12 protein-coding genes are annotated in these 17210 nt (G+C 40.3%); 7 read left to right on the top strand and 5 right to left on the bottom strand.

Annotated features, from left to right (window positions below):
- Nucleotides 1-323: 323 nt before the first annotated feature.
- Entirely contained in the window at nucleotides 324-2753 is a 2430-nt protein-coding gene (locus CLV48_RS03940; RefSeq protein WP_245889477.1) for a penicillin acylase family protein, read from the bottom strand.
- Nucleotides 2754-2861: 108 nt separating this feature from the next.
- Here CLV48_RS03940 and CLV48_RS03935 point away from each other — a divergent pair, with 108 nt between their 5' ends.
- Nucleotides 2862-3287: a Dabb family protein gene (locus CLV48_RS03935; protein WP_106565890.1), complete on the top strand. Its 426-nt coding sequence runs from the start codon at nucleotides 2862-2864 to the stop codon at nucleotides 3285-3287.
- Nucleotides 3288-3495: 208 nt separating this feature from the next.
- Here the strand turns inward: CLV48_RS03935 and CLV48_RS03930 are convergent, their stop codons facing one another.
- Complete coding sequence (locus tag CLV48_RS03930) at nucleotides 3496-3906, bottom strand: hypothetical protein (protein ID WP_106565889.1); 411 nt, start codon at nucleotides 3904-3906, stop codon at nucleotides 3496-3498.
- A 127-nt stretch (nucleotides 3907-4033) separates the two neighbouring features.
- Between CLV48_RS03930 and CLV48_RS03925 the strand changes: the two genes are divergently transcribed.
- Nucleotides 4034-4639 (top strand): alpha-ketoglutarate-dependent dioxygenase AlkB family protein, encoded by a 606-nt coding sequence (locus CLV48_RS03925; RefSeq protein WP_245889476.1) that lies wholly within the window; start codon nucleotides 4034-4036, stop codon nucleotides 4637-4639.
- Between the two features lie 138 nt (nucleotides 4640-4777).
- Here CLV48_RS03925 and msrB read toward each other — a convergent pair whose 3' ends face one another.
- Nucleotides 4778-5878 carry a peptide-methionine (R)-S-oxide reductase MsrB gene (gene msrB, locus CLV48_RS03920; RefSeq protein WP_106566135.1) on the bottom strand — a complete coding sequence of 367 codons (1101 nt, stop codon included), beginning with the start codon at nucleotides 5876-5878 and terminating at the stop codon, nucleotides 4778-4780.
- Nucleotides 5879-6112: 234 nt separating this feature from the next.
- On the opposite strand from msrB, the gene CLV48_RS03910 reads away from it, so the two are divergent.
- Both CLV48_RS03910 and CLV48_RS03905 read left to right on the top strand, forming a co-directional pair.
- The gene (locus CLV48_RS03910; RefSeq protein ID WP_106565887.1) at nucleotides 6113-6691 is read left to right on the top strand and encodes an outer membrane beta-barrel protein; all 579 of its coding nucleotides are present in this window, start codon (nucleotides 6113-6115) and stop codon (nucleotides 6689-6691) included.
- Between the two features lie 106 nt (nucleotides 6692-6797).
- The gene (locus CLV48_RS03905) at nucleotides 6798-9494 is read left to right on the top strand and encodes a PQQ-dependent sugar dehydrogenase (protein ID WP_106565886.1); all 2697 of its coding nucleotides are present in this window, start codon (nucleotides 6798-6800) and stop codon (nucleotides 9492-9494) included.
- A gap of 111 nt (nucleotides 9495-9605) precedes the next feature.
- On the opposite strand, the gene CLV48_RS03900 is transcribed toward CLV48_RS03905, so the two are convergent.
- A complete protein-coding gene (locus tag CLV48_RS03900) occupies nucleotides 9606-10469 on the bottom strand; it encodes a dienelactone hydrolase family protein (protein ID WP_106565885.1) in 864 nt (287 codons plus the stop codon).
- A 190-nt stretch (nucleotides 10470-10659) separates the two neighbouring features.
- On the opposite strand from CLV48_RS03900, the gene CLV48_RS03895 reads away from it, so the two are divergent.
- Together CLV48_RS03895 and CLV48_RS03890 are read left to right on the top strand one after the other, a co-directional pair.
- Nucleotides 10660-13374, top strand: coding sequence for a M14 family metallopeptidase (locus CLV48_RS03895; protein ID WP_106565884.1), 2715 nt, complete (start codon nucleotides 10660-10662; stop codon nucleotides 13372-13374).
- Nucleotides 13375-13467: 93 nt separating this feature from the next.
- Nucleotides 13468-14910, top strand: coding sequence for a PhoPQ-activated pathogenicity-related family protein (locus CLV48_RS03890; protein ID WP_106565883.1), 1443 nt, complete (start codon nucleotides 13468-13470; stop codon nucleotides 14908-14910).
- Nucleotides 14911-15037: 127 nt separating this feature from the next.
- On the opposite strand, the gene CLV48_RS03885 is transcribed toward CLV48_RS03890, so the two are convergent.
- Entirely contained in the window at nucleotides 15038-15883 is an 846-nt protein-coding gene (locus CLV48_RS03885) for an OmpA family protein (RefSeq protein WP_106565882.1), read from the bottom strand.
- Between the two features lie 128 nt (nucleotides 15884-16011).
- Between CLV48_RS03885 and CLV48_RS03880 the strand changes: the two genes are divergently transcribed.
- Entirely contained in the window at nucleotides 16012-17142 is a 1131-nt protein-coding gene (locus CLV48_RS03880) for an aldose epimerase family protein (protein WP_106565881.1), read from the top strand.
- Nucleotides 17143-17210 lie beyond the last annotated feature (68 nt).

The raw sequence follows: 17210 nt of genomic DNA, 5'->3' as shown, positions 1-17210 counted from the left end.
CTACTGTTGGAAATTGCTTCAAAATCATTCGCTTCGCAACTGTTTTCGACTTTGACATAACTCTGTTATGCCTAAGTCTCCAAACACCTTGATTTTTTTGCAATTTCAAACCTCGCAACGAAACCTAATTCATAATTCGGGTTAAATGGTTAAAAAGTCCACCGTTAGGATCTCTTAACAGTGGATTTTTTTTGGCTAAAGCCTTAATTTTCATTCTGTGACAACCCAGACTTCAGTTTGCTGAAATCCAGTAAAGGCAAGCCCCAAATATCCCGGAGTCCCGAAGAACCAATCAGTGATCCCATTCAAACTTTTAGTCAAAATCAATTAGGCACCAAAACCAATTTCCCAACTCCCATTTTCTCTACCTGTTCTTTGCCAAATGGGACGACAAAGAATTCATCATTTGCCCATTTGGTAAAAAGATCTTTGTAAAATGGGCTCTCCGGATTCCCGGATTGGCCAGGAGAATTGATTCCTATGACAGTTTCCCAATCTCCTGTATCTACCACTATTCTGAATGATGCACCGGAGGAATTGTTATCACCATAAGCATTGGCAGCAGGAGTAAAGCTATAGCCTCCCCTTGGTAATGGACCTACATCCAGTTTTTCTTTCCACTCTTGGGACAGGGCCGGGCTGAGAGGATGCCTGAATAGGGCATGTTTGAAGGCAGTTTGTCCATATTGCCATTTGTTTTGGTCTTTACCCAATTTCCTTTCCAACTCCTCAACTGCATCTTCAAAGGCTTTGCTCAACCAGTTATCCCGTTCCTTTTCAGGAGAATTTTCAAATAAGCGGGCAGGTTGTTCGGCCCATTCCAATACTCGGGTCATCTGAATGCTTCCTACCAATTCCCTTACTTGTTCAGGAACCGCAAAAGATTTTATGTTTTCCCTTAGTTTCCTTTCCCACATAACATAAATGCCAGCGGCAATAGATTCCATTTCTAATTTGTAATCCCAATCTTTAAAGTAGGATAGGGCCATTTGGTATTTTCCTTGATCAAATTTTAAAGTCTTGAGGAAGGGCACTAATCTTCGAGCCGGCAAAGCCAGGTAATCATTCTGCAAAGCACCCATCTGTTCAACAGTAAATCCGCTTCCTTCAGATAAAACTTCCCTTATTCTATCTCCCCTAAAAGCATCCGCCCATTCAAAGCCAATGGTATGTTGTAATGGATAATCTTTGGGAGTGACATGCTCATTGGCTGTTACAAAAAAGCCTGATTCCGGATTGGTCAAATGGGGCCTTTCGGATATGGGCAAATATCCTTCCCAGTCCATGCTGCCGTCCCCAAGGGAAACCACCAGGCCTGAATGGTTTTTTCTAATGGGTGTAATTCCGGTGGCCTGCCAACCTATATTCCCGTCTTTATCTGCCCATATCATATTTTCAGCAGGAATATGATTAAAAAAGCAAGCTTCACGGAATTCTTCCCAAGTTTTAGATTGGTCCATTCTCAAACTGGCAAGATAAGGTGCGCCACCAGGTTCCAGCCACGCACATTCTACTGCCACTGCTTTTCCTAATTCGGTATCAATAAAAGTTACAGGACCATGAATTGTGTAGTAATGATTGACAATTTCATCCTTTTGACCTTTAACCTTGATGGTATCTGGAATCGCTTTCATGTCTCTCCATTCTCCCTTGTAAAAATACTTGTGGGGGTAGTCCGGATGGATGTCATATACCCTTAGATCTTCGTTGTCTGTTTCAAAGATGGTAAGCCCCCATGATCCATATTCATTATGCCCAATAGAAACACCAGGAATGACAGGTTCCCCGGCACCGACCACATTCCAGCCTGGTGCATGCAGGTGTACCCAATACCTCAAAGAGGGAACTGCATGTAGCCTATGTGGATCATTGGCCATGATAGGATATCCACTTGCTGTCAACTTGCCGGATATGATCCAGTTATTGCTGCCTATGTTGAATTTTTCAAATTCCAAAGTTTCCTTGATTTCTCTTTCCAAAAGGCTGTTTTCGGACAAAAATGCTATGGCATCATTTCGATATTTAGGGTGAATGTCCTCTGGTTGAAAGGTTAAATTGTTTCGGAAAGCATCATAAGGTCCCAAAATATTTTTGAAAAGAAGTTCTTGGGGAATGCCCGCAGGAATCTCCAGATTGGGTTCATTTGGATGGAAGTAATAAAAAGTTTTGGCTTCTTCAGGCCCCACCAAACTCACCACTTTGCTGTATTTGAGTTCATCCTGTACATTTTCAAGTAATCCCTGATGCCTGGATACGACCACCTCCCAGGTCCATTCTCCCGGTAAAATATCCAATAATTGGAATTCAATGGGTAATAATTCAGGGTTTTTCCTAACTTCCCTGATGTAAGTATTTACCCCTAAAACGAATGCATCAACTATCTCTACACCATGGGGATGGTAATGCCTGAGTTCCTCTTCTTTATCTCCCCGGAACCTGAAAAGCCGGACTCCTTTGTCCCTTTCCAGTTCCCTCGGTCCAAGAATTTCTGCCAAAGTCCCGGTCGCCCTTCTTCTCCAGATTTCAAATTGGAAAAGGCGGTCTTTTGCAGCCAGATAGCCCTGGCTAAAAAAGAGATCATGTTCATTTTTTGCATAAATATGGTTGATGCCATTCTGGTCCCTGATTACCTCAACCTCTTCCCTTAGTCCATTTACTTGAATGGTTTGGCTTTTGGACTCATTACAGAAAATCAGGCTTATGGTAAAAAAGATGAAGAAACGTAATCGCATGGACTTAGTTATAAGATTCATATCCCAAAAGATTTGCAAAAAAAATAAGGTACAATATCAAAATTCTACAAGCGGTAAAAAACAAAGTCTTTTATTTTGCAATTTCGGGAAACAAAAACCTATTTGACCATGAAAAAACAAATCAGCACATTGCTTTTCCTGTTGATTTTGGGTGTTGCCTGTCAGGCCCCTCAAAAGGAAAAAGTGGAGGAAAAAATTATTGAAAAAAAGATTATCAAGATGGACAAAGCCTTAAGACATGTCGTATTGTTTAAGTTCAAAGATGAATCTTCTGAAGAGGAAGTTCAAAAAGTAGTAGATGCTTTTATGGCATTGAAGTCCAAAATCTCTGAAATCGAAGATTTGGAGTGGGGTACCAATAACAGTCCTGAAGGGTTGGATCAAGGTTTCACCCATTGCTTTTTTGTTACTTTCAAATCTGAAGAGGACAGGGATATTTATCTGCCTCATCCCGAACACAAGGCTTTTGTTCAAATATTAGGCCCTCATCTGGACAAGGTATTGGTGGTGGATTATTGGGCAAAAAGAGATTAAGAAAAATAGCACCTAGTGTCTTTGGGATTATTAGATCAGCTTCTAAATCCCAAAGACACTTTATTTTTTGAAAAAGTTATAATCCATTGGCTTAAAATAGTCATTGAAAACTTTTTCCAAGTCCCTTTAAAATTCCAAAATCAGATAGGCAGAATTCCTTCTTTGGTAAAGCTCCTTGGATTATAACTTATTAAAAAGGCATGTAACATTAATCCCGGTTTACTGGCAACTCACTTTTGCTACTTCGATCCCTTTCTCCTATTTCAATAACCTCATAGACTATGAAGCTTGAAGCACCTCTCCAGGGAAGGGGGTTCAAGTATTCTTTGTATCTTAATTCTACAAACTTTCCTCCTGCTCTTTCCAATTGCTGGGCTACTTCATCACCTTTGGCGCTGAACCTGAACTCATTGCTCTGAAGTGCTCCTGCAGTTGGGCTTTGAAAACCTTCCTGGACAATTCTGCCTTCCCAGGTCTTGAAAACATAACCTTTCTTTTCAAAATAATTTAATGTGCCTCCTTTTACCCCTTCGCTGAATACAAAGTAATAACGCCAGTAGGTTACTGCTGTTAGGATAAGAATAAGTGCTATGATACTAATCGTGACAAATTTTTTCATGGGGAATTTTGCTTGATTAAAAATGGTTTTTTAAAAGTTTCAAGCGTATAATTTCACATAAATGGAGGAATAAAGCAAAAGCATTTTTGCAATATTCAACCTTTTAGACAAAATAGGGTTTACCAAAATGATGGATTTATTCAGTAATTTGGAGGGAAGTAATATCTTACCGGAAAAGGGAGAGGTTACCTATTACCCGGAATTTTTCAATCCTTCCCTAAGTGACATATTTCTGCAGAGGTTGAAACAAGAGATCGATTGGAAGCAGGAACCCATCTGGATGTTTGGAAGGCAAGTGATGCAACCCAGATTGACCGCATTATATGGAAATCCTGAGGTAACTTATGGGTATTCTGGAATACAAATGCAGGCACTTCCCTGGAATGAAGTCCTTTTGGAAATAAAAAATGAGATCGAAAAAGTATCCCAAACCCAATTTACACATGTGCTGATGAATTATTATAGAAATGGGCAGGACAGTATGGGTTGGCACAGGGACAATGAACCTGAACTGGGATTAAATCCTATTATCGGTTCGGTCAGTTTTGGTACTCCTAGAAATTTTCAGTTTCGGCTTTATCATGATAAAACTGTAAAAAGGGAGATACATCTGGGACATGGCTCTTTTCTACTAATGGCAGGGGAGACCCAGCATTACTGGGAGCACCAGATACCCAAAAGCAAGAAGGTTCATGGCCCAAGGATTAACCTGACTTTTAGACGGATTCTATAAGCAATTGGGACTCTCACTTGACCAATGCTTTTCGATATTACAAATTTCAAAAAGTGATAGAAACAGATTTTAAATCAAAAGTATCAAAGTTCGGGATTGCAAATCCCGAACATCGGTACCATTTCCGAACAGGAGTATTTAATCCAAAACCCACAACCAAGCACCATAACCCTCTTTTTCCATATCTTTCTTCGGGATAAAACGCATGGCTGCAGAGTTCATACAATACCGCAAATTGGTGGGCTGGGGACCATCATTGAATACATGTCCTAAATGGGAATTGCCCAGTTTGCTTCTTACTTCTACCCGGGTCATGCCAAAAGAAACATCTGTTGGTTTGTCTATCAACCTGGCATCAATGGGTTTGGTGAAACTTGGCCAACCCGAATAGGACTCATATTTGTCTTCGGAGGAAAAGAGTGGAGCACCTGACACAATGCAGACATAAATGCCTTGCTCTTTGTTTCCATTGTATTCATTTTGGAATGCCCTTTCTGTTGCTTCATGCATGGTCACATCATATTGCAACTTGGTCAATCTTTTTTTCAATTCTGCATCTGAAGGTTTTTTGTATTTTTCTTCCAACTTCACCGGCCAATGTTGTGCAATAAAGGCATCCCTTCCTGATCCTTTGCGATAAGCATAATATTCACTTGGGTTCTTTTGATAATAATTCTGGTGGTAATCTTCCGCAGGATAAAAATTACTGAATTTGATAAGGGGAGTCACGATGGGCCTTTGGAAAATTTTCGCTTTCTCGAGTTTTTGTATAGATGCTTTTGCCACGTCTCTTTGGCTATTGTCATGATAAAAAATGGCAGAAGTGTATTGAAATCCGCGGTCATAAAATGAGCCTCCATCATCGGTAGGATCAAACTGTTGCCAGAAAATATCCAAAAGTTCTGAGTATGAAATTACATCCGGGTCAAAGGTGATCTGCACGGCTTCCCTATGGCTGGTTTGTCCCTTGGATACCTGCTCATAAGTTGGATTTTTTTCCTTGCCTCCTGCATAACCTGATATGACTGCAATTACACCATCAATATTTTCGAAAGGCGCTTCTATACACCAAAAACAACCTCCAGCGAAAGTAGCATAGGCCTTCTTTCCAGAATATTCTTCAGGATTGTTGGATTTAACAGAGTCTCCACTTTTTATTTCGGCTTTTGAACAACTGCTATTACCGAAACTAAATAAGGACAAGATTGCCAATAAGGATATTTTGCTTAATGATTTCATGTTGTTTTTACTTGCTATTTGACCACTCATTTAATTTGGGCACAGTTTTGGATTTTAACAAAACAAGAGATTTGGATGAAAGCTTAATTTGAAAGGAAAACTCTGCCCAATTCAAAATAAGGATTATAATATGTAACCAAAATTCAGTAGCAGTAGTTTGAATTTTCAAAATTTTATCTAAGTCCATTTTGTCACTTAAAATCAAGTAAACCAACTATTTTAAACCAGGTGATTATGAAAACGATTATCAAATCAACTTTGCTTCTTTTGGCTTTTATGGTTTCAATCCAAATGGCCGATGCCCAAACTGGATCCGGTTTTGGAATCAAAGGAGGGCTTAATTACAATTCAAATGGCAAGTATTTCAAAGATGCCGAAGCAGTATGGGGCGCCCCTATGAACAATTTGGGTTACCATTTGGGATTGTTTGGCAAACTCAATGCCGGACCTGTATTCCTACGCCCCGAACTGAATTATACCCAGTTGAACTCTGAGGTCAATGCAACAAAACTCAGGACACAAAGATTGGATGCTCCTGTATTGGTCGGTCTCAATCTGATAGGTCCATTGGTTTCGGTTTTCGCAGGCCCTTCTTTCCACTATTATCTTGAAGATGACCTTAGAAACTATGATTTTGATAAATTCAATGCCGGTTACCAGTTTGGAATAGGGGTTAATTTAGGCAGTTTAGGTTTAGATCTCCGCTACGAAAGGGTACTCAATGGACAAAGAATAGATATTGATAATGTATTTACCGGACAAGGGGATTTCAGATTCCAACAGCTGATACTTGGACTTTCTTTGAAATTTTAGACATATAAAATTTGCAGACTCATCAAATCTCCTCACATCGAGGAGATTTTTTTATTGTTCTGTCGCATTCTTTTTTATCTTGGGAGGCTATAAATTCCTTCAAATCATGAAAATAAAATTTGTTCTGGTCCTTGCTTTGTTGATTGGATTATGGTCCTGTAAAAAAGAATCTGAAAAGTTCGTTTTTGAAAAACCTGAAGAGACCAGGTTTACAAAAATTGCACTGATCGAGAAGTTGGATGAACCCATGGAGATAGAAGTGCTCAGGGATGGCAAAATTATTTTCATAGAAAGGAAAGGCAAAATCAGGATGTTTGAACCTGAAACAGGATTGGTTAAAGACATTGGTTTTTTGAGGGTGTATTTCGAAGCAGAGGATGGTCTGCTGGGATTGGCAAAAGATCCTGATTTTTATAGTAATAATTGGATTTATCTTTACTATTCACCTGAGGGTGAGCATAGTATCAATAGGTTATCCAGGTTCACATTGCTGGATGATTTATTGGTTCCGGAATCCGAAGTCATCCTGATGGAAATCCCCCATTTCCGAGGTTGTTGTCACAGTGGAGGCTCAATTGAATTTGACAGTAAAGGAAATCTTTACCTCTCTTTGGGGGATGATACCACTCCCTTTGAATCTGACAATTATAACCCTATAGACGAAAGGGAAGGAAGGCCGGGAAATGTAGATGCCCAAAGAAGTTCTTCCAATTCCAATGACCTTCGAGGTGCGATATTGAGGATTACACCACAAAAAGATGGTACTTATACTATTCCTGAAGGGAATTTGTTTCCTGTAGGAACTCCTAATACCCGTCCTGAAATTTATGTAATGGGCAACCGCAATCCTTTTAGGATTTCCGTGGATCCTAAAACGGGGTATTTGTATTGGGGAGAAGTAGGGCCTGATGCTCAGAAAGACAGTTTGGCAAGGGGGCCAAGGGGATATGATGAGGTCAATCAGGCCAAGTCAGCAGGATTTTTTGGTTGGCCTTATTTTATCGGAGACAACAAGCCTTATTGGTACTATGATTTTGAAAAACAGGAAAGTGTTTTCGAATACGATCCGAATGCGCCAGTCAACAATTCACCCAATAACACAGGGATAAATATACTTCCTCCAGCTCAAAAAGCCATGATCTGGTATCCTTATTCGGAGTCCGAAGATTTTCCCATGCTAGGATCAGGAGGTAGAAATGCAATGGCAGGTCCTGTATATTACCATGACCTTTTTCCGAAATCAGATGTCAAATTCCCCAAATACTATGACGGTAAGCTCTTTGTCTATGACTGGATGAGGAATTGGATTTTCACTGTGAATTTTGATGAGGAAGGGAATTATGCAGGCATGGAAGAATTTATGCCGGGCACCAAATTTGACAAACCCATAGATATGCAGTTTGGACCAGATGGATCACTGTATGTTCTTGAATATGGGACTTATTGGAGTGCGCAAAATGACGATTCCGGTATTTACAGGATTGAATTTAGTGCAGGCAATAGGAAACCAATCGCCAAAGCCAGTGCAGATAAAAAGCAAGGGGCAGCTCCTATGAAAGTCAGTTTCTCCAGTGATGGAAGCTTGGATTTCGATGGGGACCAACTTGAATTCGAGTGGGATTTTTATGGAGATGGCAGCCAAATTTCCAAGGAAACCAATCCGGACTTTACTTATGGTAAACCTGGGGAGTTTACGGCATTGCTGACAGTCAAAGATGCAGGAGGATTGAAAAGTCATGCAACGGTATCCATATCAGTTGGAAATGAACCCCCGGTCATCAGCTTTGAGTGGGAAGGAAACAGGAGCTTTTATTGGGGCAAGCCTACCAAAACTTATCGGGTAAAAGTGGAAGATAAAGAAGATGGAAGTCTTGTAGGAGGGGGTATTTTGCCTGAACAGGTTATTGTAGTCTGGGATTTTCTGAAGGAAGGTTTTGATAAGATTGTGGTTAGTGAAGGGCATCAGCAAGGAGAGAATACCGCTCAGCTTATCGGTCAGAACTTGGCTGTCAAAAGTGGCTGTAATGCCTGCCATGGTGTTGATAATGCCTCAGTAGGTCCTAGCTATAATGAAGTAGCCAGCCGATATGAAACAAACGCCGAGGCAGCTAAGTTGCTAGTGCAAAAAGTAATTAACGGAGGAAGTGGTGTTTGGGGAGAAAGATTAATGCCATCTCATGCCCACTTAAAAGAGGCCGATATTCTCCAAATGGTGGAATATATCCTCTCACTCTCTCCAAATGCAAAAGTCAATCAAAAAAACAGATTGGGTATTGAGGGTAAGGTTACTTTGGATCAACATGATAAGGAGGGCACTTACCTTCTGACGGCAAGCTATAGGGATAAAGGAGGCAATGGTATTGGACCAATTTTAAGAAGGGAACAATTGCAGTTAAGACATCCATTGCTATTGGCGGCAGATGCTGATTTCTTCCAAGGAACTGCCAAGTCCAATTACCAAGATTCAAGACTGATCAAATTTACAGAGAATAATTCCTTCTTAGGTTTTGAAAAAGTTGACCTAAATCAAATAGAGGGATTGACATTGTCAATAGATCCAAATCGGAGAGAGGGATGGTTTGAGATCCGCCTGGGAAGTGCTAATGGGCCTGTAATTGGAAAGACTGATGTGATCAGCAACAAGAACAGGCCTGAGGATGCCAAAGGAAAATGGTTTGAAATCTTTGTTCCTTTCCAAAGAGAGGAAAGTATTTCGGATATTTATTTGGTCTTCAGGACAGAGACGGGAGTAGATATCTGGAGTTCATTTTTATTGAATACCGTTTACTTCAAGGGAAAGTAAGTAAATAGAAATGGAAGGTATCCATTTGTATCAATCTTAATTTTATACAGGAATAAAAAATTTAAGCCCGGTCCTATTTTGAGCCGGGCTATTTTAATATAATAAGCATATTTACTTGAATTTGCCCTGTAAATAGTTCAATGCCATTCCATAAGCCTCTTTGGTAGCTGCTTGGTCATGTCTGGCATTGGAAGGGTTTGCAAAACCATGTACAGCATCAAAAATCTTGTATTCTAATTCTTTTCCGGCTTGGTCCATTGCTGATGCAAATTCCTCAATCACGGCTTTAGAAATGTACTCTTCAGTGGCAAATAGACCAAGGACATCTGAATTTAGCCTCTTCAATTGTTCTACATCCCGGACAGGCATGCCATAGTAAATAATTGCCCCAATATTCTGCTGTCCGAGCAATAATGCTGATTTTAAAGACCAGGCTCCGCCAAAACACCAACCTACATTAGCTATTTTTGCGTCTTTTCCAGCATAGGATTTTGCTGCCATGACTATGCTTTCCAGCCTTTTTTCATCAGTACCCCTCATAAAAGTGCCTGCTTCCTGAGGATTGGAAGTTACTTTGCCATCATACATGTCCAAAGCCAGAACATTGACTTTTCCTCCGAGGTCATTGTAAAATTTGTCGGACTCCTCCTTGATGTTGTCATTCAGTCCCCACCATTCCTGATAAACAAACAGCCATTGATTGGAAGGTTCTTTGGATTTGATCAGGTAGCCAGATGCATCCTTTCCATCAGCAGTCGGGAATGAAACCATTGTTCCCAGGCCTTCAAAATCAAAAGGGTCAGGGGCTGGATGAAAGGAAACAAAATTAGGGTCATCCAAGAAGGCGATCATTTCTGAAGGGCCGGTGTGACAAATCGTGATTTCATTGGATACAGGTTGTTCTTCATTTTGAAAAAACAACCATCCTAATAAACCTAAGAGGCTGAATTGGAAGATAAGAGTTATTTTGTACATGGTATCGTGTTTTAAATGGTTTAACTCATTGGAAATTGGAAATGTTGAGAATTTACGAAAATTTATACCAAAGGCAATTTGAGAAAATAATGAAAATACCAATTAACCCTTATTCCCTCCGATTGTATTTCAGTTTTTGTTTCAGAATGACTAGGCTGTTAAATTGACGCTACAAAACAATCACTTCGCTATGAGAAAATTTTACTTCTTGTTGGTAGTCTTTGGATGGCTGAGCCTTTCCATTTCACTGGCACAAAAAATCCCTACCCCAAAGGAACACTTTGGATTTGAAATTGGGGATGATTACAAACTTACTACTTATACTTCCTTAGATTCCTATTTTAGGAAAGTAGCGGAAATTTCTGATAGGGCAGTTTTTATGGAAATCGGACCTACAGAGGAAGGAAGACAAATGCCAATGCTGATTATCACCTCACCGGAGAATCACAGCAAATTGAACCGTTATAAGCAGATATCCCAGACCCTTGGAAGAGCAGAAGTAGATGAGGAAGAAGCTTTGAAGCTTGTAGCCGAAGGGAAACCTGTGGTTTGGATAGACGGCGGATTGCACTCTACAGAGACGGTAGGATCCCATCAGTTAATCCCTACTGTTTATGAGCTTTTGACAAGAACAGATGAGGAAAACATGAGAATCCTCAATGATGTGATCATCCTTGTGGTTCATGCCAATCCAGATGGACATGAAATTGTGACCAATTGGTACATGGGGCCTTCAGATGTCAAAAAGAGAGACATGAGAACTCCATACATGTATCAAAAATATGTGGGCCACGACAATAACAGGGATTTTTTCATGAACAACATGAAAGAAACCATCAATATCTCCAGGCAGCAGTATATAGAATGGTTGCCTCAGATCATTTTCAACCATCATCAGACATCTCCAGCTGGTACGGTAGTGGCTGGACCTCCCTATAGGGATCCATTTAATCACGTGTTTGATCCTTTGATCATGACGAGTTTGGATGGAGTTGGTGCAGCCATGATCAACAGGTTAAACCTTGAAGGAAAGCCGGGATATACCAGGTTAGGAGGTTCGGTGTTTTCATCTTGGTGGAATGGCGGCTTAAGGACCACTCCATATTTTCATAACATGATAGGTATCCTCACAGAGATCACCGGTGGGCCAACGCCTTCGGAGATTCCATTGGTTCCTGAGCGCTTAATTCCAACGCATGCTACCCCTTATCCAATAGATCCTCAGCCATGGAATTTCAAAAAGTCCATTGATTATTCTGTATCCATGAATTATGCGGTTTTGGATTTTGCCAGCCGCAATGGTGATGCTTTGCTTCACAATATTTATAAAATGGGCAGAAACAGCATAGAAAGGGGAAAAATGGACTATTGGACCAAGTATCCCAAAAGATCAGCCGAAGTACAGTCAGCTTATAATGCTGCCAAAGAAAAAGCAGAGGCAGATGATCCAGAAATGGCGTTTTATGGCATGAGAAGCGGATTACCGGTAAAGTATTTTGATACTGTTTTCAAAGACCCTAACCTTAGAGATCCAAGAGGATTTATTCTTTCAGCAGACCAAGCTGATTTTCCGACCGCGGTTAGGTTTATCAATGCCCTTATAAAGTCTGGGGTGCAGGTACATAAAGCTACTGCTGCGTTCACTGTTAATGGTAAAAATTATCCAGCAGGATCTTATGTAGTAAAAGCTGCCCAAGCGTTTCGACCACATGTGTTGGACATGTTTGAGCCACAGGATCACCCTAATGATTTTGAATATCCCGGAGGTCCTCCCAAACGTCCTTACGATGCGGCAGGATGGACATTGGCCTTCCAAATGGGAGTTGAGTTTGACCGAGTTTTGGATGCATTTGAAGGACCATTTGAAGCATTGCCAATTGGGGTAGAGGAGAAGTTTCCTGCCCAAAGGGTTCCAAGTGGCTCAGGCTTCTTGATTGATGCTAGAGGGAATAATGCTTATATTGCTGTAAATGAATTGCTTAAATCTGGAGCGAATGTTTATAGGACTACTACTTCAGTGTCCGGAATGCCAGCTGGCAGTTTCCATGTTTCCGGCTCCAGATCAATTCTTGAAAAAGCGGCCAAAGAATATGGGGTGAAAATGGTAGCCTCCTCAAGACCTGCAGGTTCCGTAAGCATCAAACCTGCCAGGGTAGCATTATTTGACCATTATGGTGGTTCTATGCCTTCAGGCTGGGTGAGATGGATGTTGGAACAATATGAGTTTCCATTCCAGGTCATCTTTCCCCAGGATATTGATAATGGAAACCTGAAATCCAAATATGATGTAATTCTCTTTATAGGTCCCGGGGCTCCAGGAACGGTAAGGAGTTGGGGAGGCATGCCAAAACCAGAAGATATAGATTCCCAATACCACAAACTATTGGGTAACTTAACCAAAGAAAAATCATTACCGGAATTGAGGAAATTCATGGAAGCAGGGGGAAATGTAGTGGCTGTTGGTGCAAGTACTTCTTTGGCATTCGACTTAGGTCTTCCGATTACAAATGCTTTGACCGAGAAATTACCTGACGGTAGAGAAAGGCAATTGTCCGGAGATAAATATTACATTCCAGGGAGTATTCTAAGGGCCAATTTAGATGCAACTCATCCAGCCAACTGGGGTATGGGTGATACGGCTCTGATGGTCTTCAACAACAGTCCTGTATTCAATTTGGCCCCTGATGCTTTATTGAAAGGTGTAAAACCTTTAGCTTGGTTCGGTACAGAATCCCCACTTGTTTCGGGGTGGGCTTGGGGAGGTTCCTATCTAAAAAATGGAGTGGTAGCTTTTGAAGCGCCAATTGGTAAAGGAAAGCTTTATGCCTTTGGTCCTGAGATTACCTTCAGAGCCCAAGCGCATAATACCTTCAAGCTGTTGTTCAATCAGTTGTATGTAAAATGATCCAATAAAAATTTTTTAAAGCAAATGGCACAAGGGTTATTACTTTTGTGCCATTTGTTTTTTAGATTCAATTTCCAATAAACCAATTCTTTTATGATCAATAGATTTTCTCACCATTCTCTATTCGTAGCACTTCTTTTCAGTGCATATTTTCTGTTTTCCTGCCAAGCTAAAGTTGCGGAAAATTCCAATGAAGTTATCCGGTCCTCCACATTGTTGAAGGATTATGTACATGCCCCTGATCCTTCCTTTAGATATGAAATCGTTCACAGCCTTGAAAATGAAGATTATGATTACCATGTTGTTAAGATGGTTTCCCAAAATTGGCTAACCAGAGATTTGGTAGATGTAACAGAATGGTGGCACTGGGTGTCCATGGTAGTACCTAAGGGCGCTGCCTTTGAAACTGGTATGATGTGGATAGGGGGTGGAAGTAAAAACTCAAAAATGCCGGAGGACCCTGATCCTTTGATTTTGGAAGCTGCTACAAGGACCAATTCAATAGTAGCGCAAATCCATAATGTTCCTTTCCAACCATTGGTTTTTGAAAATGATACCTTTGGTGAGCGTTATGAGGACGCCATCATCGCTTATGGCTGGAGAAAATTTTTGGAGGGCGGAGCAAAAGATGAGGATGCCATTTGGTTGGCGAGGTTGCCCATGACAAAGGCTGTAAAACTCGCCATGGATGTGGTGACTGAAGTGGCCCAAGAAAAACACGGCAAAACATTGGACAAATATGTGGTAGCCGGGGCCTCCAAAAGGGGTTGGACTACATGGACTACTGCTGCCGTAGATGACAGGGTAGTAGCTATGGTTCCTATTGTTATTGACCTTTTGAATATTGTGCCATCATTTCAGCATCATTGGAGAAATTATGGTTTTTGGGCACCTGCAGTGGATGATTATGTGAGAGAGGGAATTATGGATTGGCAGGGTAGCAAAGAATATGATAGGTTGTTGGAAATTACTGAGCCCTATTCTTTCCGTGAGGACTATGATATGCCCAAACTATTGATCAATGCTGCAGGAGACCAATTTTTCCTTCCTGACAGTTGGAAGTTTTACTGGGACGGATTGAAAGGGGAAAAGCATTTGCAATATGTTCCGAATTTTGGCCATGACTTGAGGGAATCAGATGCTCTACCCAATATGATTTCTTTTTATGCATCGGTTTTAAACGGTACCCCAAGACCCAAATATGATTGGAAAATTGAAGTAGATAAGATTATTATTTCAACAGATCCCAACCAAAAACCAGCTTCAATCAAGCTTTGGACTGCTAGCAACGAAGAAGCCAGGGATTTCAGGATAGATGTTTTGGGGCCGAAATGGACTTCAAGTGAAATTTTGGTAAATGAGAGTGGAAGGTATGAGATACCAATGAAAGAGCCAGAGAAAGGATATACGGGCTATTTTGTAGAAATCACTTATCCTGGTCAAGCCCCTATCAAGGTAACTACTGGTGTGGAGGTGCTCCCAAAAACATATCCTTTTGCAGCCTTTGAATCTCAGACGCCAAAGGGTAGTTTTTGATTGAATGGCTTTAAAAAAATCCCCTCCTTACTTAAGGAGGGGATTTCTACTCAAACAAATAACAACATGATGAAAAAATGTACCAAACAATGGTTTCTTGTGGGAGTTGGTTACAGTTGGTTTTCAATTATTCTATCAAAGCAAAAAACTTGTCCAAGTCAGGAATGATCACGATACGTGTTCTTCTGTTTCTGGCCATGTTTTCAAGACTGTCATTGTCTACTACAGGGATATAGCTTGACCTTCCTGCAGCAATCAGTTTTTCAGGAGCTACATTATATTTATTTTGCAGCAATCTGACAATTGAGGTAGCTCTTTTCACACTAAGGTCCCAGTTGTCCTGTAATACCCCAGTCTGAATACTTCTAGGGTCAGTGTGACCTTCAATCATAACTTCTACAGCCGGTTCTGCATTGATTACTTCTGCTAACTTTTTCAATAACCCATCAGCATTTCTGGAGACTTGGTAGGATCCGGTATTGAATAATAGCCTGTCTGAAACATTGATCATCACCACAGTTTTGTCCACACTTATACTGATGTCCTCATCTTGTTCAGGCGAACCATCGGAGATAGATTTCTTCAGATTATAAGATATGGCAAGGTTCACAGAATCCTCAAGAGTTTTGGCATTGGCCAAGTCATTGGGATTCACTTTAGCTAAAGTGGCATTCAACTTTTGTTTAGTGTTTTTAGACATTGGGGTTTTTCCATCCAAATCAAACAAAGCATCATTTTCACTTCTTAGGGAGTTAATCCTCGCGTTGTATTCATCCACTCTCGCTTGGATGCGCCCCATTCTGTCTTCGAGGATTCTCTTTTCTGCCTCTAGGGCCTCCTTTTCGCTTCTAGTTTCCGCAAGGGTCGCTTCTGTGCGGAATAAGTCATTTTGTAGTTCTGTGTATTTCTTTTTTGAAACACAGGAAACAGTCAGGGTAGCAATGGCTACAGAAAAAAGAAAGAGTCTTTTCATATCAGTTGGTATTTTTTGTGAACTTTATTCCAAAAATGAAGCCATCTAAAAAACAGTAGTTGAATTGTTCCTAAAAATGGCAGGATATTCAGGTATTTAGTTTTAAATTACCTACAAAACAAAACACTATGAGAAGATTTTCCCTAAACTTGTTATTCTTGACCTTGGTGATAGTATTTTCTTGCCAAAGCAATGAAGAAAAAAAGGAATTAAAGGAAGTTAATTTTGACATAAATATTCAAAGAATAAAAATGGGAGAAAATGAAGCCAAGGTTTTTAACCTGAAAAACAGCAATGGGATGGAAGTGGAATTGTTGAGTTATGGGGGAGTTCTGTCCAGGATTGTAGTTCCAGATAAGGATGGAAATCTTGAAAATATACTCCTCACTTATGATAAACCCGAGGATTTCTTTAGAGACACATATTTTTTTGGTGCGACTGCTGGAAGATATGCCAACAGAATTGCCAAGGGGAGATTTGAAATTGATGGAGTAACCTACAATTTGGCAACCAATAATGGAGAAAATCACCTTCATGGTGGAAGAGAAGGCTTTAATAAAAAGTTTTGGGATGCCGAAATTCTAGAGGTTGAAGATGCTATAGGGGTGAAAATGACTTATATCAGCCCGGATGGGGAAGAAGGGTATCCAGGAACTTTGAAGACAACCATGACCTTTGTCCTTGATCATGATAATCAACTTTCAATTACCATGAGATCTGAAACTGATAAGCCTACCATAGTGAATTTGACTCATCATGGATATTTTAATTTAAGTGGTATGAAAGAAGATATTCTTAACCACGAGCTTACCATTTTCGCAGACTACTACACTCCGGTAAATGAGGGACTGATCCCTACAGGAGAACTGGCAACTGTGGCAGGGACACCTTTTGATTTTACCAGCCCACATAAAGTGGGAGAAAGAATAGAAGAGACAGGAAGGGGATATGACCATAATTTTGTAATCAAAAAAGAACATGATGGAAAACTGAGTAAAATGGCTGAATTGATTCATACAGCTTCTGGCAGAAAATTTACCCTTTATTCCAATATGCCGGGAGTTCAATTCTATTCCGGTAATTTCCTGAATGGTAATCAGGTGACAGGAGGAATAAGCTATACCAAAAATTTCGGTTTATGTCTTGAACCTCAGTTTTTTCCTGACTCCCCTAATCAAGCACATTTTCCTTCTCCAAGGCTTAATCCTGGCGAAGTTTATGAACATCAAATTGTCTATAAATTTGAGGTAATAAGGTAAATTTCGTGTTTTTTCTTCACCAAAGGCAATAAAAAGTTAAATTTGACTTTTTAAAATTTAAAAACTGC

The sequence above is a fragment of the Cecembia rubra genome, assembly GCF_003014575.1.
Classification (GTDB): Bacteria; Bacteroidota; Bacteroidia; order Cytophagales; family Cyclobacteriaceae; genus Cecembia_A; species Cecembia_A rubra.
This window is presented reverse-complemented; position numbering and strand designations above follow the sequence as displayed.

What these genes read in the sequence shown, in the direction of transcription:
- CLV48_RS03940 (WP_245889477.1), bottom strand. Translation starts at nt 2,753, where the DNA reads ATGAATCTTATAACTAAGTCCATGCGATTACGTTTCTTCATCTTTTTT.
- msrB (WP_106566135.1), bottom strand. Translation starts at nt 5,878, where the DNA reads ATGAAATCATTAAGCAAAATATCCTTATTGGCAATCTTGTCCTTATTT.
- CLV48_RS03895 (WP_106565884.1), top strand. Translation starts at nt 10,660, where the DNA reads ATGAGAAAATTTTACTTCTTGTTGGTAGTCTTTGGATGGCTGAGCCTT.
- CLV48_RS03885 (WP_106565882.1), bottom strand. Translation starts at nt 15,883, where the DNA reads ATGAAAAGACTCTTTCTTTTTTCTGTAGCCATTGCTACCCTGACTGTT.
- CLV48_RS03880 (WP_106565881.1), top strand. Translation starts at nt 16,012, where the DNA reads ATGAGAAGATTTTCCCTAAACTTGTTATTCTTGACCTTGGTGATAGTA.
- CLV48_RS03900 (WP_106565885.1), bottom strand. Translation starts at nt 10,469, where the DNA reads ATGTACAAAATAACTCTTATCTTCCAATTCAGCCTCTTAGGTTTATTA.
- CLV48_RS03925 (WP_245889476.1), top strand. Translation starts at nt 4,034, where the DNA reads ATGATGGATTTATTCAGTAATTTGGAGGGAAGTAATATCTTACCGGAA.
- CLV48_RS03910 (WP_106565887.1), top strand. Translation starts at nt 6,113, where the DNA reads ATGAAAACGATTATCAAATCAACTTTGCTTCTTTTGGCTTTTATGGTT.
- CLV48_RS03930 (WP_106565889.1), bottom strand. Translation starts at nt 3,906, where the DNA reads ATGAAAAAATTTGTCACGATTAGTATCATAGCACTTATTCTTATCCTA.
- CLV48_RS03905 (WP_106565886.1), top strand. Translation starts at nt 6,798, where the DNA reads ATGAAAATAAAATTTGTTCTGGTCCTTGCTTTGTTGATTGGATTATGG.
- CLV48_RS03890 (WP_106565883.1), top strand. Translation starts at nt 13,468, where the DNA reads ATGATCAATAGATTTTCTCACCATTCTCTATTCGTAGCACTTCTTTTC.
- CLV48_RS03935 (WP_106565890.1), top strand. Translation starts at nt 2,862, where the DNA reads ATGAAAAAACAAATCAGCACATTGCTTTTCCTGTTGATTTTGGGTGTT.